General features: G+C 32.5%; 12 protein-coding genes. All 12 read left to right on the forward strand.

The window, feature by feature from the left end; all coding sequences use genetic code 11:
• Positions 1 to 10 precede the first annotated feature (10 nt).
• The 12 genes from Q0842_RS02470 (at position 11) to Q0842_RS02525 (ending at position 21,091) form a co-directional block, all read left to right on the forward strand.
• A complete protein-coding gene (locus tag Q0842_RS02470; RefSeq protein WP_298493965.1) occupies positions 11 to 1,537 on the forward strand; it encodes a sulfatase in 1,527 nt (508 codons plus the stop codon).
• A 45-nt stretch (positions 1,538 to 1,582) separates the two neighbouring features.
• Positions 1,583 to 4,228 (forward strand): hypothetical protein, encoded by a 2,646-nt coding sequence (locus Q0842_RS02475; RefSeq protein ID WP_298493967.1) that lies wholly within the window; start codon positions 1,583 to 1,585, stop codon positions 4,226 to 4,228.
• Between the two features lie 98 nt (positions 4,229 to 4,326).
• Positions 4,327 to 5,730, forward strand: coding sequence for a sulfatase (locus Q0842_RS02480; protein ID WP_298493970.1), 1,404 nt, complete (start codon positions 4,327 to 4,329; stop codon positions 5,728 to 5,730).
• A gap of 4 nt (positions 5,731 to 5,734) precedes the next feature.
• Positions 5,735 to 7,276: a sulfatase-like hydrolase/transferase gene (locus Q0842_RS02485; RefSeq protein ID WP_298493972.1), complete on the forward strand. Its 1,542-nt coding sequence runs from the start codon at positions 5,735 to 5,737 to the stop codon at positions 7,274 to 7,276.
• Between the two features lie 108 nt (positions 7,277 to 7,384).
• Entirely contained in the window at positions 7,385 to 8,779 is a 1,395-nt protein-coding gene (locus tag Q0842_RS02490; protein ID WP_298493974.1) for a hypothetical protein, read from the forward strand.
• 40 nt (positions 8,780 to 8,819) lie between these two features.
• Positions 8,820 to 10,298 (forward strand): sulfatase, encoded by a 1,479-nt coding sequence (locus Q0842_RS02495; protein WP_298493976.1) that lies wholly within the window; start codon positions 8,820 to 8,822, stop codon positions 10,296 to 10,298.
• A gap of 289 nt (positions 10,299 to 10,587) precedes the next feature.
• Entirely contained in the window at positions 10,588 to 11,952 is a 1,365-nt protein-coding gene (locus Q0842_RS02500) for a sulfatase (RefSeq protein ID WP_298493978.1), read from the forward strand.
• Positions 11,953 to 11,966: 14 nt separating this feature from the next.
• A complete protein-coding gene (locus tag Q0842_RS02505) occupies positions 11,967 to 13,595 on the forward strand; it encodes a T9SS type A sorting domain-containing protein (RefSeq protein ID WP_298493980.1) in 1,629 nt (542 codons plus the stop codon).
• 25 nt (positions 13,596 to 13,620) lie between these two features.
• The gene (locus tag Q0842_RS02510; RefSeq protein ID WP_298493983.1) at positions 13,621 to 15,057 is read left to right on the forward strand and encodes a sulfatase-like hydrolase/transferase; all 1,437 of its coding nucleotides are present in this window, start codon (positions 13,621 to 13,623) and stop codon (positions 15,055 to 15,057) included.
• A gap of 4 nt (positions 15,058 to 15,061) precedes the next feature.
• A complete protein-coding gene (locus tag Q0842_RS02515; RefSeq protein WP_298493985.1) occupies positions 15,062 to 16,585 on the forward strand; it encodes a sulfatase in 1,524 nt (507 codons plus the stop codon).
• Positions 16,586 to 16,597: 12 nt separating this feature from the next.
• Complete coding sequence (locus Q0842_RS02520) at positions 16,598 to 18,940, forward strand: glycoside hydrolase family 2 TIM barrel-domain containing protein (protein WP_298493987.1); 2,343 nt, start codon at positions 16,598 to 16,600, stop codon at positions 18,938 to 18,940.
• 234 nt (positions 18,941 to 19,174) lie between these two features.
• Entirely contained in the window at positions 19,175 to 21,091 is a 1,917-nt protein-coding gene (locus Q0842_RS02525) for a right-handed parallel beta-helix repeat-containing protein (RefSeq protein ID WP_298493989.1), read from the forward strand.
• Positions 21,092 to 21,120 lie beyond the last annotated feature (29 nt).

A 21,120-nucleotide genomic window follows, 5' to 3' on the forward strand; every position in this document is an offset into this window, starting at 1 on the left:
TAAATCTTCAATGATGAAATCTAATTTGTATAAATGTTTTGCTATAATATTGTTTGGAGTTATTCTAGTTGCCTGTGATACTGATGCCCAAACCAAAAAACCAAATATCCTTTGGATAGTAGCTGAAGACCTTTCACCATTCATGGGATGTTATGGAGATTCTATAAATAAAGGACACACGCCAGTAATAGATAAATTAGCATCAGATGGTGTGCTTTTTACTAGAGCTTATGCAACAGCTCCAGTGTGTTCTGCAAGCCGTTCTGCACTTATATCAGGCATCATGCAAACAACTACTGGAACTCATAATCACAGATCTAGTAGGTTTACAAATGATGAAATTGTACCAGAAGAATTACAAATTTCATTTCCAGAAGGTGTTAAAACAATTCCGGAATTAATGAAAGAAGCTGGTTATTTCACTTTCAATAGTGGTAAGGATGATTACAATTTTCATTACGATAGAAAAGCTCTTTACGATGTTGGAACCAAAGAAAATTATAAAGCAGGGATGAACGGTTGGCAAGGTAATTTTGCTATTGATTATATGACCGTCTCAGACCATGTATGGAGTTCACGTCCAAATAAAAATCAACCTTGGTTTGGTCAAGTTCAAATAATGGGAGGAAAGAAAGATTCAAAATATGTACGTGAAGGCGAAAAATTGGCTGTAAATGATGTACCATTACCACCTTATTTTCCAAATATACCATCTCAGCGTCAGGCTTGGACAGATCATTATAATGCAAATAGAGGTTCTGATGTTACTGTAGAAAAAGTATTAAAACAATTAGAAGCAGATGGAGAATTAGAAAACACCATTATATTTTTCTTTTCAGACCATGGAAGTAATACCTCATTACGTCACAAACAATTTTGTTATGAAGGCGGTATGTTAGTGCCTTTAATGGTAAAAGGAAATCATCCAGCTTTAAAATCAGGAACAGTTAGAAATGATTTAGTGTCATTATTAGATGTATCTGCTTCAACATTAGCATTTGGAGGTGTGAAATTACCTGAGTATTTAGATGGACAAGATTTGTTTTCTAGGGCCTATAAAGAACCAAAATATGTTGTAGGTGCCAGAGATCGTTGTGATTACACTATAGATAGAATTAGAACCGTTGTTTCTGAAGATTACAGATATATAAGAAATTATTTTCCAGAAAGACCAATGCTTCAAGCTGGTTACAGAGATAACAAACCAATTGTAAAAGGAATGAAAAAAGCTCTTGAAGAAGGAAACTTAACACCTTATCAAGAAGAGCATTGGTTTGGAGTGCGTCCTATTGAAGAGTTATATAATTTAAAAGCAGATCCTCATCAAATGAAAAATTTGGCACAAGATTCTAATTATGCAGATGTTTTAAAAGGACATAGAGAATATTTAGAAAATTGGATTAAAGAAACAGATGATAAAGGGCAATATCCAGAAGATGCAAAACAACTAAAAGCAACTTATGATTTTTGGATAGAACGCCCAATTTTTAGAGATGCTAAAAAGAACCCAGAATACGATCAATTTAAAACCAATTAGTTTTTTGGAATACTCTTTGAAAGTAATAATAGCAAACCCATTTCAATGAATAAATATTTTAGTTTTTTAATAGTATTCCTAATAACCTTCGCTACTTCTGCACAAAATTTTACAACAGAAGGTAATGCTATCAGGCATACTGTAACAGCATCAGTAAAAGGTAAAAGCGTTCTTTATATTGGCGAACTTGATGGAAGCGTGTCGAGCTATAACCTAAAAGGAAATAAGCTTTGGAGTCATCAAAATGAAAATCCAGCAGTATTATTCGAAATTGAAGCATCAGACATAAATAATGATGGTAATGACGATTTAATAACAGCCAATGCCAACGGAACAATTAATTGTTACGATAGTTCAGGAAAACTATTATGGACATTCACATCAAACCATAAAGTGCGATTTTCGGAAGTTGCTGTTGTAAAAAACAACAATAAAATTCAAATCTTCGCTGGTGGAAATGATTATATACTTTACGAATTAGATAGTAAAGGTCAGTTAGTTTCAGAAACAAAAATTGATGGGGTAGTTAGAAAAATTGAAGCTGGTAATTTTCTAGAAGCAAACAAGCAGTCATTGTTTTTAATGACTTATTCACATGATAAATTCCGTTGGGAATTTTTAGGGTTTTTAGATGCAGAAACCAAAGAGGTTATTAAAAGTGTTGGCTTTAGGGAAAAACGATTTAAAAATATAAGTAAAGCAATGGTAACTGATATTCAAGTGTCAGATATCAATAAAGATAATAAAGATGATGTTTTGTTTTTTGCCGATTTAAAATTTGGGGCATTATTCACAGCTTTAGATAGTGATTTTAATGTACTTGCAGAGTTTCAAGCATCGCGAAAAGATTTGCAACGTTATGCGCATTCACAAGGAGCTTTTTTACCAAGTAGAAACGAAATTATGTTTCAACATGGAGGTATTTTATTTGTGTTAGATACAAAAGGGAATTTAATTGAAAAATCAGGTAAACGATACGGAAGTATGGTTTATTGTGATTTCGCTTTCGAACCAAAAACAAATAAGTTAATCGCTGGAGGAGAAGTAGATGGTGGGAATGCAATTTATTTTTATGATTTAAATGATAAAAACTGGTTTAAAACTGTACATATAAGGCAAGGTAGAATGTCAGATGTCCAAGAAAACATCAACACACTTTACAATCAAATTTTAGATTTTGAAATGCCAGATTATCAGAAAAAACCTGATAAAGAATGGATAATGATTACTTCAAAAGTTGTCAACTCTAAAGTAGAAAATTTAAAAGGTCAAGATGTTAAATTTGTCATTCAACGCTCACCAAAAGAAGGTACAGATCGTTCACATTTAGTAGCTAAAATTGGAAAGATTGCTCTCAAAAAAGACAAGCGAGGAAAGTATAAAGATACAAGAGAAGATATTGTTAATATGGCTCGAAAATTTGAAGCTGAAGGTCAACCATTTACATTTTGGGCTGGACATGGAAATGATCCTTTTTACATTCAAATTGAAACTTTGGAACAAATTCTCGAAGTCGCTCCAAACACATGCTATGGTTTTGTGTATGCAGAAATGGCAAACGACAAAGATCCAAGAGTTATTCATTTTATTAGAGAATACATGCCACGATTAGCTAAGGCGATGCGGGTAAACGGAAAAGCTAAATTGTATTTCAGATACAAAAATATGTTTTGGGCTGCAACCTCTCATTTACCAGTTTGGAAAGAACTGTTTTTCTCAGGAAAATATACTGACATTTTGGTTCCGGCATCAGAAGACACAAGTAATAGAACCCAAGATCTGAATTTGGTTGGTAGAGTTGGAATGTTAAAAGCAGGTTATGTAGATGATTTTGCGATGCGATTAATAGACGACAACCCAACAAGTTGGAGACCCTTAAGTCCAGGTGGACAAAATTCTATTTCACCTTATTTAAGACAAGGCGTAATAATGGCTGCTTATGGAGCTCGTTATGGTGTTGTTGCTAATAATAGTTTTACAGAAGACCCAGGACTTAATGTTTTATTTGGTTTAATGAAATCTGGAGTACTTCCTATTGTAGAAAAAGAAAATATGCAGTCTATTGGCTCATGGCATCTAATCAAAAATGTAAGTGAAGAATTGATTCATTCTGTTGATAGTCACCATAATTTAAAAATGTATAATGAGAACGATGACGATGCAGTCTTTTCATATAGTCAGATGCATTGGGCAGGAACTAACATCCCAGAGTATGATTTCTCAAAAGCAGCTCTTGGTGTAAAATACCGTTGGTTAAACTATATGCCAGAAATGCCACATGGAATGGTTCCTATTGCACCTTTTGAATCCCAATCTGAATTGAAAAATCAAAATATTCCGTTTAGTGTATCGAATGCAAAAGTTGGATTTGATGGAGAAAAAAGTGTTTCTGCAATTGAATTTGGAGAAACAATTAAATCAACTGTCAAGAAAGGAGAAAAAGCATTGCCAATAGTAGTAAAAGGTGCATCGTGGAGTTTAATTAAAATTGATGATAACCATTCAAGATTAATTTTGGTAGATTCAGGTTACATCGATCCACAAGAAAGAGAAGCAAAAGTGATATTTCAAAATATACAACCAAAATCGGTTATAGATATTTTAAGTAAAGAAAATTTGATACTTAAAGATGAAATCTTAGAGTTAACAGTTCCTGCAGGCTCCATTCGAGTTATAGATGTAGCATATTAAACTTTCATTTTTATTTACAACTACATTTATAAAACTATCAAATACAAACTTTGAATTGGAATTAACTTTCTTTGATTTAATAATAAATTAAAATATACATGAAAAAGCTTTTTCTTTCCATTGTACTATCATTAAATGTGTTAATAGGCTTTACGCAAGAACAGCCAAATGTATTATTAATCATGGTTGATGATTTGAACGATTGGGTTGGTGCCTTTGGAGGCAACCAACAAGCTATTACACCAAATATTGATAAAATAGCGGAAAAAAGTGTCATTTTTAAAAATGCCTATTGTTCAGCTGCATTATGCAATCCTTCACGAACAAGTATGTTAACAGGTTATAACCCTTCAAAAACAGGCGTGTACGGAAATAAAGAGATTTTTAGGGAGATGAAAGGGTATGAAAACACCATTACCTTACCTCAATATTTTGAAAAGAATGGTTATAGTACAGTGGCCGCTGGTAAAATATTTCATAATGCAAGAGGTGGAAGTGAAGAACCTAAACATGGAAGTGATCCCGGTTCTTTTCAACAAGAACGAATTGGAAACGCTGGAACCGTTTTTCCTGATGATAAAGATAGACATCAGCATGGTTTAGATTTAAAAGGTCGAGGAATTAAAGGGTCTTTTTTAAGATCGTTTGATTGGTATGGAACAGATACTGAAGATCATCAAAACAATGACTGGAAATCTTCGCAGTACATTGCAGATTTTATCAATCAAGAGCATGATAAACCTTTTTTTGCAGCATGTGGAATTTTTAAACCACATTTACCTTGGTATGTGCCACAAAAATACTTCGATATGTATGATTTAAAAGATATTAATTTACCCGTAGTAAAAGAAAATGATTTGGAAGATGTTGGAAGAATGGGAAACAATATGGTTAAGAAAAAAGTTCACGAATCATTAATTGATACAAATCAATGGAAAGAGTCTGTAAGAGCCTATTTAGCAAACATTACGTTTGCTGACGCTTGTATTGGTAACTTATTAAATACACTTGAAAACAGTACTTATGCTGATAATACCATAGTTGTTTTAATGGGAGATCATGGATGGCACCTAGGAGAAAAACAACATTGGTCTAAAAATGTACTTTGGGAACGTGCTGCTAAAACACCTTTGCTAATTTTTGATCCACGAAATAAAGAGGCAGGTGCAAGTACAAGAATTGTGTCTTTATTAGACGTTTATCCAACTTTAGTAGATTTGTGTAATCTACCTAAAAAAGAAGATTTAGACGGTGTTAGCATCAAAACATTGGTTGAAAACCCTATAGCTGAATGGAATGAAGTTGCTTTAACTTCTAAAGCAAAAGGTATGCATTCATTAAGAAATGAACAGTATAGATATATTGTTTATACCGATGGATTTGAGGAATTGTATGATCATAATTCTGATCCAAATGAATGGTATAATATAGCAGCAAAAAAACCTAACACCAAGATTCTACAGAAATTTAGAAATCAATTAAAAAGTATGCTTAAGAACTAATATTATGAGAAGGTTGTCAACTTCAATATTGTTTTTTATAATTATATGCTCTTCAGCTTGTGCTCAACAAAAACAAGTTATAAAGCAAATTGACAAGCAATTAGAGAAACCAAATGTACTTTTCATTGCAATTGATGACATTAATGATTGGATAGAACCATTAGGTGGTAATCCACAAGCCATTACTCCAACCATGGATAAGTTTAGCAACCAAGCTATGGTTTTTAATAACGCAGTTTGTGCAGCACCAATTTGTGGACCATCACGTTCGGCACTATTATCTGGATTTCTACCAAGTACATCCGGAGTTTATGGTAATGCACATAACATGATTTATTCAGAAATAGTAAAGAAAAATGCAACGTTACCTGAATACTTTTCTAAAAACGGATATTACTCGCTTTCCAATGGAAAAATATTTCATAAACATGGAGCCGAATTCGGAACCGATTTTGGTCATTGGGCTTTTGACGAACACGCTCGTGCACGTAGATATGAAAAAGATCCAGTGGATAGAAAATATTACACATCGTCTAAAGCTGGAATAATTAAAGGAGTTAAAAATCCAGATTTTTTAGATAAGAAGAGCAAGTTAAGTTGGGGTCCGACCAAAGATGATTTTGAAGAAACGGTTGATTATAAAGTAGCAGATTGGGCTAGAAACCAGTTACAAAAAAATTTCGATAAACCATTCTTTATGGCAGTTGGTTTTATAAAACCACACTTACCATGGATTGTTCCAAAGGAGTTTTTCGATATGTATGATGTCGATAAAATAGTTCCTCCAGTTGTAAAAGAAGATGATTTGGATGATATTTTGATGCCTAATGGCAAACCAGAGCATGTGCCATCAGGGGAATACAAATGGATAAAAAAACACGGATTAGAAAAAGAAGCGACAAGAGCCTATTTAGCAAACATTTCTTATGTAGATGCATGTTTAGGAATTGTTATGGATGCTCTTGAAAAAAGTGGTCATGCCGATAATACGATAGTTGTTATTTTAGGCGATCATGGATGGCATTTAGGGGAAAAACAACGCTACCTTAAAAACACCACTTGGTTAGAAGCTGTAAAAACACCATTATTGGTTAAAATACCAGGAATGGATAAGCCGCTTCGCTCTAATAAGAACGTTAGTTTAATTGATGTGTATCCAACATTAGTGTCGTTATGTGGACTTCCAGAAAAAGCAAATATCGACGGCCATGATTTTTCTCAACTATTAATGAATCCTAATGCAGAATGGGAGTTTCCAGGAATAACAGTTTCAAATTCAGGAACATCTGTATTGAAAGATGAATGGCATTATATACTAAGTTTAAAAGGAACAGAAGAATTGTATAATGTTGAAAAAGACCCGATGGAATGGAATAACTTAATTTCAGATTCGAAATATAAAGACATTGTTAAAGCACTTAAAAAATGGGTTCCACAAGAGCGTGCAAAAAGTAGCAAAACACGTTTTAAAAAGCAGAAAAACTACGTAGATGCGGATGCAGATCCTTCAATTAAACCCACACGAATTTTAAATAAATTGAAGTAGAGTAGTAATAAAATGCTAATATTTACGCTTGAATACATTTTCTAAACTAATAAGAACAAATAATTCATAGTATCAATCGATATTTACATTGATTAAATTAAATATCTTATGATAAATAAATTTAAGAATACTTTTTTAGTTTTAACTGTCTTACTGTTTGTAGTTGCATGTTCTTCAGAATCAAATAATGATGATATTAAAGAAGTAGATCCAAAAGAAGAAGAGGAGATAAATAATTTGTTTTTTGAAGGCGAATCTTCAACAGATAGATTACGAGACAACGAAGATAGATTTTACATAGACAAAATACCTTCTACCGAAGTAGTTGCAAACCTTAATGGAGATTGTAGTTCACTAGATAGTCAGCTTTTAAATCAACAAATAACAACCCTCTCGAATACTGGCGGTGGTGTTATTAGAATTACAAAAGGGACTTATTGTTTAAAGGAAGTTGAACTAAGATCTAATATTCATATAAAAATAGATTCAGATGTGGTCATTCAACCTGACTTGAGTGGCAGTATTGCTGGTAGAAATATAAATATGTTTTTAGTTGGAGAGAATTTCTATGTTGAAAATGTTGCTATTACCAATTCAGATGAAAATAATACAGATGCTTCAACATGGTTTAAAGGTGTTATTCCGATTGGTGATGATATTGGAGTGAGATTTGTTGAATTTGGCAATGTAAAAAATTTTAAGTTTTCTGGTTTAAGTTTAATGGATAATTACTCAAGATTTTCAAATATCGTTCTTAATTTGCCTGCTACTCAAAATGTTGATGAAGCATCTTCTAATGGTGTAATAAAAGATATTGTTATGACTGGTATGCACGTAGGTTATGGTGTGGTACAAATGCAAACTGGTAAAAGTGTGTTGTATAAAAATCTTGACGGACAAGGAGGCGTCACTTTAAGAGTTGAAACTGGTGCGGCAGCTACAAATCAAGTAAATAAAGTTACTGTTGATGATGTTGTAGGAAGAAATATTACTTCTAGAAGTGGAGATGCAGCGTTTAATATGTCGCCTCATCGAGTAGATCAAGGGCGTGTAGATATAGAAGGGGTAGTTGCAATTAATTCTACTCATGCTGTGCAAATAGCAGCTGGTTTTATAGGTACTAAACCAGGACTTATTGAAAGAAAAGGGACGTTTGATAGTAGATCTTATATTGGAGACATAACTGTAACAGGTGGAGCAGGAGCGCAAATTAAAGGAAAGGATTTTAAATATTTTGATTGTGATGATAGGCGAGAGCTTATTTTAAAATGTCAGAATCCAGATAATGAAAGCACCCCAGGTCATTCAATTGGTACGGTTAGAGATAATGCAGCAGCTGAAGGAGGTTGTACAGGTCCAGATAATGGTTGTTATGAAGTAATTGTTGGAAATATAACAAAGACAAATACAGATTTTGAACAAGAAGATTTTTTTATATACCCTACAAATGCAATTGACGGTTGTCCGAATGTAACAAAACCTACTGATGGAAGTTGCAACTAAATAAAGATATTTAAGGTTTTAACTATTATTAATTCATTAAATGAATTTTAAACTAATCAACATAGTATCAATCTTTTTTATTTGTATTATTTCTTTTTCATGTAAAAACAAGGACATTGCACAGACTAAAAATACTATTCAAAATCAAGAACAAAGTAATAAACCAAATATTGTATTTTTACTTGTAGATGATTTGGGTTGGGGAGATTTCGGTTGTTATGGCGCTAAATTTAATGAGACACCCAATATAGATAAATTGGCTAGTCAAGGTATGTTATTTAATAATGCCTATGCTGCATGTACCGTTTGCTCGCCTTCAAGGGCAGCTATTTTAACAGGAAGATATCCGGCTAGAACCCACCTAACAGATTGGATAGATGGACACGATTTTCCAAATGCGAAGCTTTCTGTTCCAAAATGGAATATGAGAATTAACCATAAAAGAGTGACACTTCCTGAATCATTAAAGCAAGGTGGTTATAACACATCCTTCTTTGGAAAGTGGCACTTAATGCCCATAAATCAACCTGATTTTAATCAACATTATCCTACTAATCATGGTTTCGATATTAACATCGGAGGGAATGAATGGGGAATGCCGAAAGGAAAGGGTAAGTATTTTTCTCCATTTGAAATGCCTAATCTTGATGATGGCAATCCCGGAGATTATCTTACAGATAAACTTACAGATGCTGCCATAAAATACTTAGATACTATCAATAAAAAAGCACCATTTTTATTATACTTTTCTTATTACACGCTGCATGGGCCTATTATGTGTCCAAAAGAATTGGAAGAAAAGTATAAAACAAAAGCCAAGGATTTTAAAAACTTAAAGCACGAGTATATTAACCCAAAAAGAGCCGGTATGGTTGAAGCTTTAGATAATAGTGTCGGACGGATTATCAATAAGTTAGATGGTCTAGGAATTTCTGATAATACTATAATTATATTAACAGGCGATAATGGAGGGAATTTTGATGAAACAACAGGTGGTCTAAAAGGGTATAAAGGTTTTTCTCATGAAGGTGGCGTAAAAGAACCTTTTATTATAAACTGGCCAGGAAAAACTAAACCGGGAAGTAAAAATGATGCAGTTGTTATTGGGACGGATTTCTATCCAACAATTCTAGAAATGGCAAACTTGCCTTTAAAACCAGATGAACATTTAGATGGGGTTAGTATAGTACCATTACTGAATGGAAATTCTGAAAATTTAGATCGCAATGAGATCTACTGGCATTACCCACATTATCATAGAACAAAACCTTATGGAGCTATTCGAAAAGGTGATTTTAAACTGATTGAATTTTTTGAAGATGGTGCATTAGAATTATACGATTTGTCTATAGATCCAAATGAAACACAAAATATAATTAAAACCAATCCTATTTTAGGTGAAGAATTACTTTCAAAGTTGAAGAATTGGAGAGCCAATGTTGGAGCTCAAATGATGAATGAGAATCATAATTACAATTCTAATAAAACAGAAATAAAAAGAAAAAAGAAAGGGATGTAAGTTTTAATAAAATGAAAGAAGGACTACTTATAAAATTCATACAAATGAGAAGTTTCAATTATAGCATTAAAAAATTAGCTAAAAATGTAAATTACATTCAATCTAACTTAAGTTTTTACGCTTACATACATATTCTAAACCTATAAGCACAAATTCTTAATAGTGTCATTCGATATTTACATTCAGTAAATTCCAGATTGGATGAATATTAAGTTATACAACAATTTCTTAGTTTTAATGCTTAGCTTACTTGTTAAAAATAGAATTTAGATATACAATTTTTTATAAAATGAAATTAAATAAAATAGGATTAATAGCCATGTGTGCTGCAATGAGCTTTACCTCATGTAAAGGCCAAGAGTCAAAAAAAGAATCGAAATCAGCAAAGCCAAACATCGTTTTATTGTTTGTAGATGATTATGGATGGTCTGATGTTGGTTATAGAAATAACACATTCAACACGCCTAATATCGATCAACTTAAAAAAGAAGGTTTAGATTTTAATAGAGCTTATATTCCAACACCTACTTGTAGCCCAAGTAGGTTGTCTCTTTTAACTGGAAAAGAGTCAGTTAGATTAGAAATGTCGAGGCATATTCCACAAGAAAAAGATTTTATCAGTCCAGAATATAATGTTTGGCCAAAAGACCCAGTACAAAGACCTTCGAGAAACTATTTGCCTTTAGAAGAAGTTACTTATGCTGAAAAACTTAAAGAATTTGGGTATTACAACTATTTCATTGGAAAATGGCATTTAGGACATTCAAAACATTATCCAATCAATCAGGGATTTGATGGAGAATTCGGAACAACCGACCATGGACATCCTAAAAGTTATTATTTTCCATTCTTTAAAAATGGTGACCCAAAAGAATATTTTAAAAACAATAAGGAAGGCGATTATCTAACAGATGTATTAACCGATAATGCTGTCAATTTTATAAAAGAGTATGATAAAGAACAACCTTTTATGTTATCATTCTGGTATTATTCCGTTCATGGACCTTCAATTGGTAGAAAAGATTTATTAAAGAAATACCAAGATGCTGGATTACAAGGCAAATATGCACATCATGCAGCAATGGTTGAAGCAATGGACGAATCTGTTGGTCGTGTTAGAAACGCAATAGAAGAAAAAGGCATTGCAGATAATACCGTAATTATTGTGTTATCAGACCAAGGAGGAGCGTATACAAATGCGCCATTAAGTGGTGGTAAAAAAGGTGGTAATACTTTAGGAGAAGGTGGAGCAAGAGTGCCATTCATGATTTATTATCCTAATGTGACATCTCCAAATACAGTTTCTGATGTTCCAGTACAATCAATTGACCTCTATCCAACATTAGTAGAAATTGCTTCAGGAAAAAAATGTGAAGACAAACAAATTAATGGAGTAAGTTTAATGCCATTGTTAAAAGGAAAAGAGATAGCCAAACGTAATTTGTATTTCTTCAGAAGTTATGAAGACCAATATGCTGCGGTTATTTCAGGCGATTGGAAATTAGTTAAATACCATAGCGGAAAGTTTCAATTGTTTAATGTAGTTGAAGATGTTAGCGAGCAAAATGATTTAATTGGGACCGATTTAGAAATCGAAGCCCAATTAAAAAATGATATTGCAAATTGGGAAAAAGAGGCAGTCCCAACATATTAAATTTAAAAATAGTTATGAGAATAAATAGTCAATTTTTAACCATATTAATTGTTATAGTTGGATTTTTGAGGGTGTTTGCACAAGATCCTCCTGCAGACACCACTTTTTTTAACCCAACTTTTGGGTCTGCTTCACAAACAATTAATCCTTCGACTGGAACAGGAGACGATTCACCGACATTAATAAATGCTATTAATGCGGTAAATTCATTAGGTGGTGGAAAAGTAATTGTAAATGCAGGTACATACAGAATTTTGGAGGTCCCTTTAAAGTCGAATGTACATATTGAAGTCGATTCAAATGTAACCTTTTTACCTTATAACTATACTGCCAACAATAAATCTTTGTTTGATGCAGATTCTAATTCAGGCATTAGCAATTTCAGTATTGTAGGTGTTGGCGGAAATTTTAATGTAGATTTTACAAGTTTACAGCCAGATGCAAGAATTAGAGTAATCAATTTCAATTTCTGTAGTAATTTTAGAGTTGCAAATTTTAATATTGACGATAATAATACTGTATTTGCAGGATTAATATTTGGAAGCAATCATACTACAATCAGCACTCCAAATGGCAATAGAATTGATTCAATTAGAGGTGTTCCTAATGGTGGTATTATAGAAAATATAAGCATAACTAATGCACATTATGGATATGGGCTAATACAAACTCAATCCGGAAAGAATTTATTGTTCCGGGATTTAAGCGGTGTGGGAGGTGCTACTTTAAGATTGGAAACAGGTTATTCCTTAATACAATATGTAGAGCTTATTGATTTTGAAGATTTAAAATTAGATAATATTTGGGGAAGAAATATTGAGTGTACTAATGGACAAAGTGCATTACAATTATCTCCACATACCTTAGATCAAGGCTATTTTAATGTTAGTGGTGTGGTCGGAAATAGTTGTGAAGCAACGGTTGTTTGGTCGTCTGGTTTTACAACTGATGAAGAGGAAGCTAATGGTTTAACTCCTGGTTCATATGACAGTACATCAAAGATTAGAGATGTAACTTCAACTTTTGGGCAAAACGCTCAACTGCACAAATCGAAACGATTAAGATATATACCGTGTGCATTGAGAGTTGAGCGTTCTGGTGGAATTGGAATTGCGACCACTTTAAATGTTGACGGTGAAAGTAGATTGGGCCCTGCAATTGGAGCTGTTATAAGGCAGGCAGATAAACTTGGAGATTACAACTTAGATTTTCCCGAAACCGAAGTAACCGCAAATGGTTATAATATTGAAGCCTATTATTTGCCACCAAGAGCTTTTTTTACTGATAGTTATGATGATTATGAAATATGTAATGAATCGGTTGATGGTGTTAGCTTCTGGATTCCAGTAGAAGAAAGAGATACCCCTAATCCAAGAAACCCTTTAGAGAACGGGGCTTTAGGTATAAATGATTATTCTGATTCAGAATTGACAATATATCCTAACCCAACATCTGGATTATTAAATTTTAGTATTCCTCACAATGGAATTGCAAAAACGGTTCAAATTAGAGATATGTTAGGAAAGGAGATTGCTAACGATACAATTGAAAACAAAAAGACAATTGATTTAAGTATTCTTTCTAAAGGTGTTTACTTACTGTATATAGATAATAATTTTAAGCAAAAGATAATATTGTATTAATGCTTAATATATAGCTCTAAAAAATATGAATATTAGAAAATCTATGTTGTTTTTACTTTCTATGATGCTAGTTGTAGCATGTGGAGATGCAAAAAAAGAATCAAGAACAGAAAATTTATCAAACTCTTCTAACCAAGCAAAAAAAACAAACATTGTATTGTTATTAGCAGATGATATGGGTTATGGAGAATTAGGTGTTTATGGCCAAGAAGTAATGAAAACACCTTTTTTAGATGATTTAGCATCCAAAGGAATGCGTTTTACCGACTTCTACGCAGGAACTGCAGTTTGTTCACCTTCAAGAGCTGTATTGATGACTGGATTACACACAGGACATGTAACTATTAGAGGAAACAAAGGAAGTATAAATGGAAAATGGGATAGAGTACCATTAAAAAAATCTGAAATTATAATTCCTGAAATGCTTAAAAAGGCAGGTTACCAATCGGCAATGATTGGTAAATGGCATTTGGGAGTTCCAGAAGATAAATCAACTTGGGCAAAAGGAAGAGGTTTTGACTATGCTGTTCAAGAACAATGGGGGGAAGATATTCATGGGAATGAAATAGATGAACGTATCCATTGGGTGAATAATGACCAAGATTCTATTCTTTATGAGTATGATAAATACAAATGTTTAGATGAATTTAGAACCAATTTTGCTTTAGAATTCTTAGAAAATAAGGATAAAGAAAAGCCATTCTTTCTATATATGTCTTATAGAACGCCTCATGCGAATGAATATGAAGTTCGGAAAAATGATTTATACAAAAATGAAGGATTTCCCGAATATGATAGGCTATATGCATCACGAGTTACTATGCTTGATGAACAAATAGAACGTTTATTTAAAACCCTCGACAAACGTGGGGAATTAGATAATACAATTGTAATTTTCACAAGCGATAATGGTCCATGGAGCGGTTCTCACCGTTTTAAAAAACACTTAAAACATAGCCATGAATTCTTTAAATCTTCTGGCGGACTAAAGGGTTATAAACGCGATTTATATGAAGGTGGCATTCGTGAACCAATGATAGTGTATTGGAAGGGTAAAATAGAAGGGGGCTCTACAAGTAATCACCCAAGTACTTTTTACGATGTAATGCCAACACTTGCTGAAATTGCAGGTATTGAAGCTCCTAAACAAACGGATGGGATTTCATTCTTACCAGAATTACTTAAAAAAGAACAGAAAAAGCACAAACATTTATATTGGGAAATCCAAGAAGGGAAATCTGTAAATGGATTTAAACAAGGTGCTCGAATGGGGAAATGGAAAGCTGTAAGAATTGCTGATTCATATAAAACGGAATTATACGATTTGGAGAAAGATTTATATGAAACTTCAGATTTATCATCTCAATATCCGGGTATAGTAGAGAAGATGAATGGTATTTTAAAAAATGAAAGTGTAAAAAATGAACATTATCCCTTTTCAGGAGGTGTATTTAAAGAATAAAATCATGAATAAATTATTAATAAGATCATTTTTAATTCTAGTTGTTGGTTTAACTAGTTGTAAGTCCCAAGAAAAGCAAAAACTAGTTGAGAAACCAAACATCATTTGGTTAATGGCAGAAGACATGAGTCTCGATTTAGCTTGTTATGGTATGCCTGCAGTAAAAACACCAAATCTTGATAAAATGGCTAGTAAAGGTATTCGATTTGATAATGCCTTTGTAACTAATTCCATTTGTTCTCCAAGTCGTTCAGCAATGATGATTGGTACACATCAAGTTATAACTAATACACATAACCACAGAAGTAATCGAGATGTTCCTTTAGATAAAAAATTTACTCCTTTCACGCAAAAATTAAGAGAAGTTGGATATACTACAATTCTTGGAAATCATGCTGTAATGAAAAAGGGACGAAAAATTGATGTTAATTTTAAACATGAACCTATTGGGCCTTGGGATGGAGAAACACAATTCGGATTATTTGATAAGCACGATACTTTTGAAAAAGAAGACCAACCATTTTTTGCTCAAATTCAGTTAGCTGTAACTCATAGAGGAGATTGGTGGGACGAAATCAGGGAGAAATCTAAACATCCAGTAAATCCAGAACATGTTGTGTTCCCTGAATATTTTGCAGACCATCCAGCAATTCGTTTGGATTGGGCTAAATATTTAGATCAAGTAGAATACATGGATTATGAAGTTGGACTAATTTTTAAAGAATTGGAAGAAAAAGGAGTGGCAGATAATACTATTGTCATATTTATTGGTGATAATGGTAGATGTAATATTAAAGGTAAAGGTTACTTACACGACCCTGGTTTAAAAATTCCTTATATAATCTATTATCCAAAAAAATTTAAAGGAGGAGAAGTTAGAAAAGATGTGGTTAGTGCTACAGATATTACAGCAACTATTTTAGATTTTGCAGGAATTGATACTCCAGATTACATGACGGGAAAACCAATGTTTGCAAATGATTTTAAGCGTGAGTATGTTTATGCTGCAAGAGATTTATGGGATGAAATTGATGAAAAGTCAAGAGCAATTTCATCTGATGAATGGAAATATATTAGAAATGATAAACCAGAAATTCCCTTTGACGCGCATCAAGCTTATTTAGAATTTTATCGTCCTGCAGTTCATATTATGAGAGGACTGAAGAAAGAAGGAAAACTGAATGAGGCTCAAAGTTTCTTTTTTGAAGAATCTAAACCTATAGAAGAGCTTTACAACTTAAAAAACGACCCTCATGAATTGATTAATCTAGCAAACAATCCTGTCTATGCATCAACTTTAGATAAACTTAGAAACACAACTAAAGATTTTGATAAAGCATACGTGCCAGTAAGTAATATTTATGAACCTAAATCTGTACAATCCACAGTGGATTTAGTTCAGTGGATAAAAGATAAACATCCCGAGATTCGAAAACAAATGGAAAACGGCATTGAGGTTGGATTTAAATCTTGGGGAGATAATTTTAAAAAGTATAAAAGCGAGCAACTGAAAAAAACTAAAAACTAAACGTTATAGAAAATGAAAAACATAAAACTATTTGGGTTATTAATTGTTATAATATTTGCATTCCAATCCTGTAAAGAAGGAACATTAAGTACACTAAAAATAAATTCAGATTGGAAATTTAAAAAGATAGACGAGTCAAAAGATTCTGAAGCAGATTTCCATAGTCTGAATTTTGATGATTCCAATTGGAAAGTTGTGAGTTTACCACACACTGCAAATATCGAGCCTTTAGTAGTAAACAATCAATGGCAAGGTATCTGTTGGTATCGTAAAGTGTTTAATGTACCAAAAGCCAATTCCGAGAAAAAACTGTTTTTAGAATTGGAAGCCGCCATGAATTATTCAAAAATTTGGATAAATGGTATTGAAGTTTCAGAACGTCATGGAGGTTTTCTTCCTGTGGTTGTGGATGTAACAAAGTATGTAAAAACAGGTATCGATAATGTAATTGCAATCCGATTAGATAATAAAGACAATATGGTTACAGGCCCGAAACCATTAAAACGATTAGATTTTAATATGTATGGAGGTCTGTACAGAAATGCTTGGTTAAAAGTAAAAGAGAAAATTTATATTTCACATCCTGTTTTGGCTAATAAAGTTGCTGGAGGAGGAGTTTTTATCACCTATCCAAAAGTTTCAGAAGAAGAATCTTTCGTGAAAACTAAGATACATTTAATAAACGAAAATAAGGAATCAAAAAATGTTGATGTTGTTCAATCTATTTTTTACGAAGGTAAATTGGTTGAAGAACATGTCACTTCAAAGGTACTTATTGAAGCTGAAAAAGATATAGAGGTTACAAAACAATTTTCAATTTTAGATGCAAAATTATGGTCTCCAAAGTATCCAAATTTATATAGTTTAGAGACTAAAGTGGTTCATAATGGTGAAGTTATAGATAAGGAAACAACCCGATTTGGAATAAGGGAATTTACTTTTGATGAAAATCATCAACTCTACATTAATGGTAAAAAAACATTTTTGAGAGGTGTAAACCGTCATCAAGAATATCCATTTATTGGTTACGCGTTATCTGATAACGCACAGTATAGAGATGCTAAAAAAATAAAAGATGCCGGTTTTAATTATATCCGATTATCACATTATCCGCAATCGCCGGCATTTATGGATGCTTGTGATGAATTAGGTTTAGTTGTAATTGATGCCATAATGGGATGGCAATTTTATAATGATACGGATTCGTTTAGGGAATATTGTTATCGTTCGGCAACCGAGTTAATCCGACGCGATAGAAATCGTCCAAGCGTATTGGCATGGGAAGTGTCGTTAAATGAAACTAAAATGCCGATCTTTTTCATGGAAGAACTAGATAGAATTGTGCACGCAGAATATCCTGGAGATAATGTCTATTCGTGTGGTTGGATGAACGATGTTTATGATATTTATTTACAAGCACGTCAACACAGAATTTTACATCCAGACGATAATGATGGAACAAAACCATATTCGGTATCTGAGTATGGAGATTGGGAGTATCATTCTAAAAATGCTGGACTAAATCAAGATAAATTACCAAACGATTTACGTGCAGAATTAAGCAGTCGTCAAGCAAGAGGTTTTGGTGAGGAACGATTATTAAATCAAGCTTCTAATTTACAAGAATCTCATAACGACAACTTGAATATAGTTGCTTATTCAGACAGCTATTGGGTTATGTATGATTATAACCGTGGTTACCATGACGATATTGAGTATTCTGGAATTATGGATATTTTTAGACTTCCAAAATTTGGTTACTATTTTTATCAAAGTCAAAGAGATATTAGTGATGGTCCTGTTGTTGAGTTAGCAACGTATTGGAACGAAAAATCTCCAACAGATGTAAAAGTATTTTCGAATGCAGATGAGGTTAAATTATATTTGAATGATGAGCTGATTGCGTCTCAAAAGCCAGATACAGGTGAGAATACAAATAAATTAAACCATCCACCTTTTACTTTTAAAATGAATGAATTTAAGGCAGGAACTTTAAAAGCGGTTGGTTATGTTAACGGCAAAGAAGTAGCAGAAGATGTTGTTAAAACACCACTTGAACCTGTAGAGTTAAAAATTTGGTTAGATGAAAGCGGAAAAGCGCCTGAAGCTGGTCAAAATGATGTGTTATTCTTATACGTTTCAGCTATTGATGAAAATGGAACTGTAATTCCTGATTTTTCCGATGAAGTAAAGTTGGATATCGAAGGTGATGTTGAAATAATGAATCCAGATAAAATTGAAGCAGAAGCAGGAATTGCCACAGCATTAATTAGAATCAATTCTACCAAAGAGACTGTTAATGTAAATGCGAAATCAGGAGAATTAAACGGAGAATTTGAGTTTCAAATAAAGTAGTTTTATTTAATGCAATTTTTTTTAAATTAAAATAACGATTTAAGATAAGAAAAGACAAAAAAATAAGCCTGTAAATTTAGTATAAATACTTTGTTTGTAGGCTTTTATCGTTTTTGTGGTTTTGATATTATCTTGAGGCATTAATTTACTGATGAGTACATATAATTTACTTATATGTACAAATAAAACCTAAAATAACAAGAATTTTATAATGTAAATAACAAATAAATTTCAATGGTTATATTTCAAAATTACAATAACAAGTTAATAGGACTTTTTACTGCTTTACTAACAATTACAACATTGTCTGTCTCAAGTTGCAATAATACAAGTAAAGAAGGGGAGAAAGTTTTGTTTACAATTGAAATTGCCGAAGATGCAACTTCTGCTGTGGTGGCAAGAATTCTTCAAGCTGAAAACAACCCAATTTCAGAAATAAAATTTGAAAAAGGTACTTATCATTTTTACCCAGATAAGGGATTTGAAAAGTTTGTTTACATTTCTAACCATTGCGACTTGATGGTTAATTCGGCATTTCCTATCGAAAACTTAAATAATTTAACTATAGATGGGCAAGGTTCTACTTTTATTTTTCATGGAGTGATGATACCTTTTTTAATTAATGAAAGTGAAAGTATAACAGTAAAGAATCTATCGATAGATTGGGCCGAGTCTTTTCATAGTGAAGGCTTAATTGTTGCAAGAGATGAGAATAATAAAACGTTTGATATGCAAATTTCAAACGAGTACCCTTATGAAATACGTAATGAGCAATTATATTTTATAAAACCATACTATGAACATGGAATTGGGCAATCCATTTTATATGACCCTCAAAGGAAGGCAATCGCTTACCATACTGAAGCTTATACTGGAATTTCTACAAAAACAAAAAATAAAACTCAAAATAATATTGATAAGATCGAATATAAGTACAGTTATGATAAGCGAGCACCAGAATATAAAGATATAGGAACTGAAAACAGACTTAGAGTAGAGGAATTAAAACCTGGGTTATTGCGGGTTTATAATCATAAAAAGCAAATGCCGCCAATTGGTATGATTTTAACAATGAAGGGCGAGCAAGGTTTTAATAGAGTTGCCCCAGCCTTCAGAGTAACTCATACTAAAGGATTTAATGGCACTAATGTTAATATTCATCATGCCGGCGGAATGGGGATTATAGCTGAAAACTCATCTGATTTAATTTTAGATAGTTTTAATATTACACCTTCAAATGGGCGAATGGTTTCTACAACAGCCGATGCAACACATTTTGTTGGTTGTAGTGGTAAGGTGGTTTTGAAAAATTGTACGTTTAATAATCAATTAGATGATGCAACTAATGTACATGGCACTTACCAAAAAATAGTTGACATTCTAGGAGATGATAAGATAGGTGTAAGAATGATGCATCATCAACAAAAAGGATTTGTGATTGGTCAACCAAATGAAACTTTAGGGTTTGTAAGGTTGGAAAACTCTTTCTTTCCCTTCAAGAAAACAACAATTAAAGAAGTAAAGTATATTAATAGCAGATATCAAATAATTACTCTTAATAATAAACTTCCAGAAAATTTAAAAGAAGGAGATTTGATTGAAAACCTAGATGGTTATCCAGATTTATTGGTAAAAAACTGTAAAATAAGTAATAACCGTGCTAGAGGTTTACTTATATCAAACCCCGTAAATACTGTAATTGAAGATAATTTTTTTAGTACAGAAATGGAGGCCATTTTAATACCTGTTGAAAGCGGACATTGGTTCGAGTCTGGGAATGCTGCAAATGTTATTATTAGAAACAACGTTTTTCAGGATTCACAACATGGTGGTCACAATAGGGGAGTTATTCGTTTTGTAACAGATGATGATAACGAAAATATAGCATTTAAAAACATTGAAATTTCAAATAATACATTCAATCAATTTGATAATTTAATATTAGAAGTTTCAAATACCGATGGATTGAAGTTTGTGGGAAACACCATTACTTGTTCTGGTACATTCCCGAAAATTCATCCTAATAATCCTGCTATTGAAATTGCGTCTTCTAAAAATATCATTTTTAAAGACAATAATTACAAAGGAGATGTATCATCAGAAAATATAATTCATGCCGATAATTCATTGCCTAATTTAAATTTTAAATAATCAACAATTAACACATAACTAAAATGCGA

The sequence above is a fragment of the uncultured Algibacter sp. genome, assembly GCF_947495675.1.
Taxonomy (GTDB): Bacteria; Bacteroidota; Bacteroidia; order Flavobacteriales; family Flavobacteriaceae; genus Algibacter_B.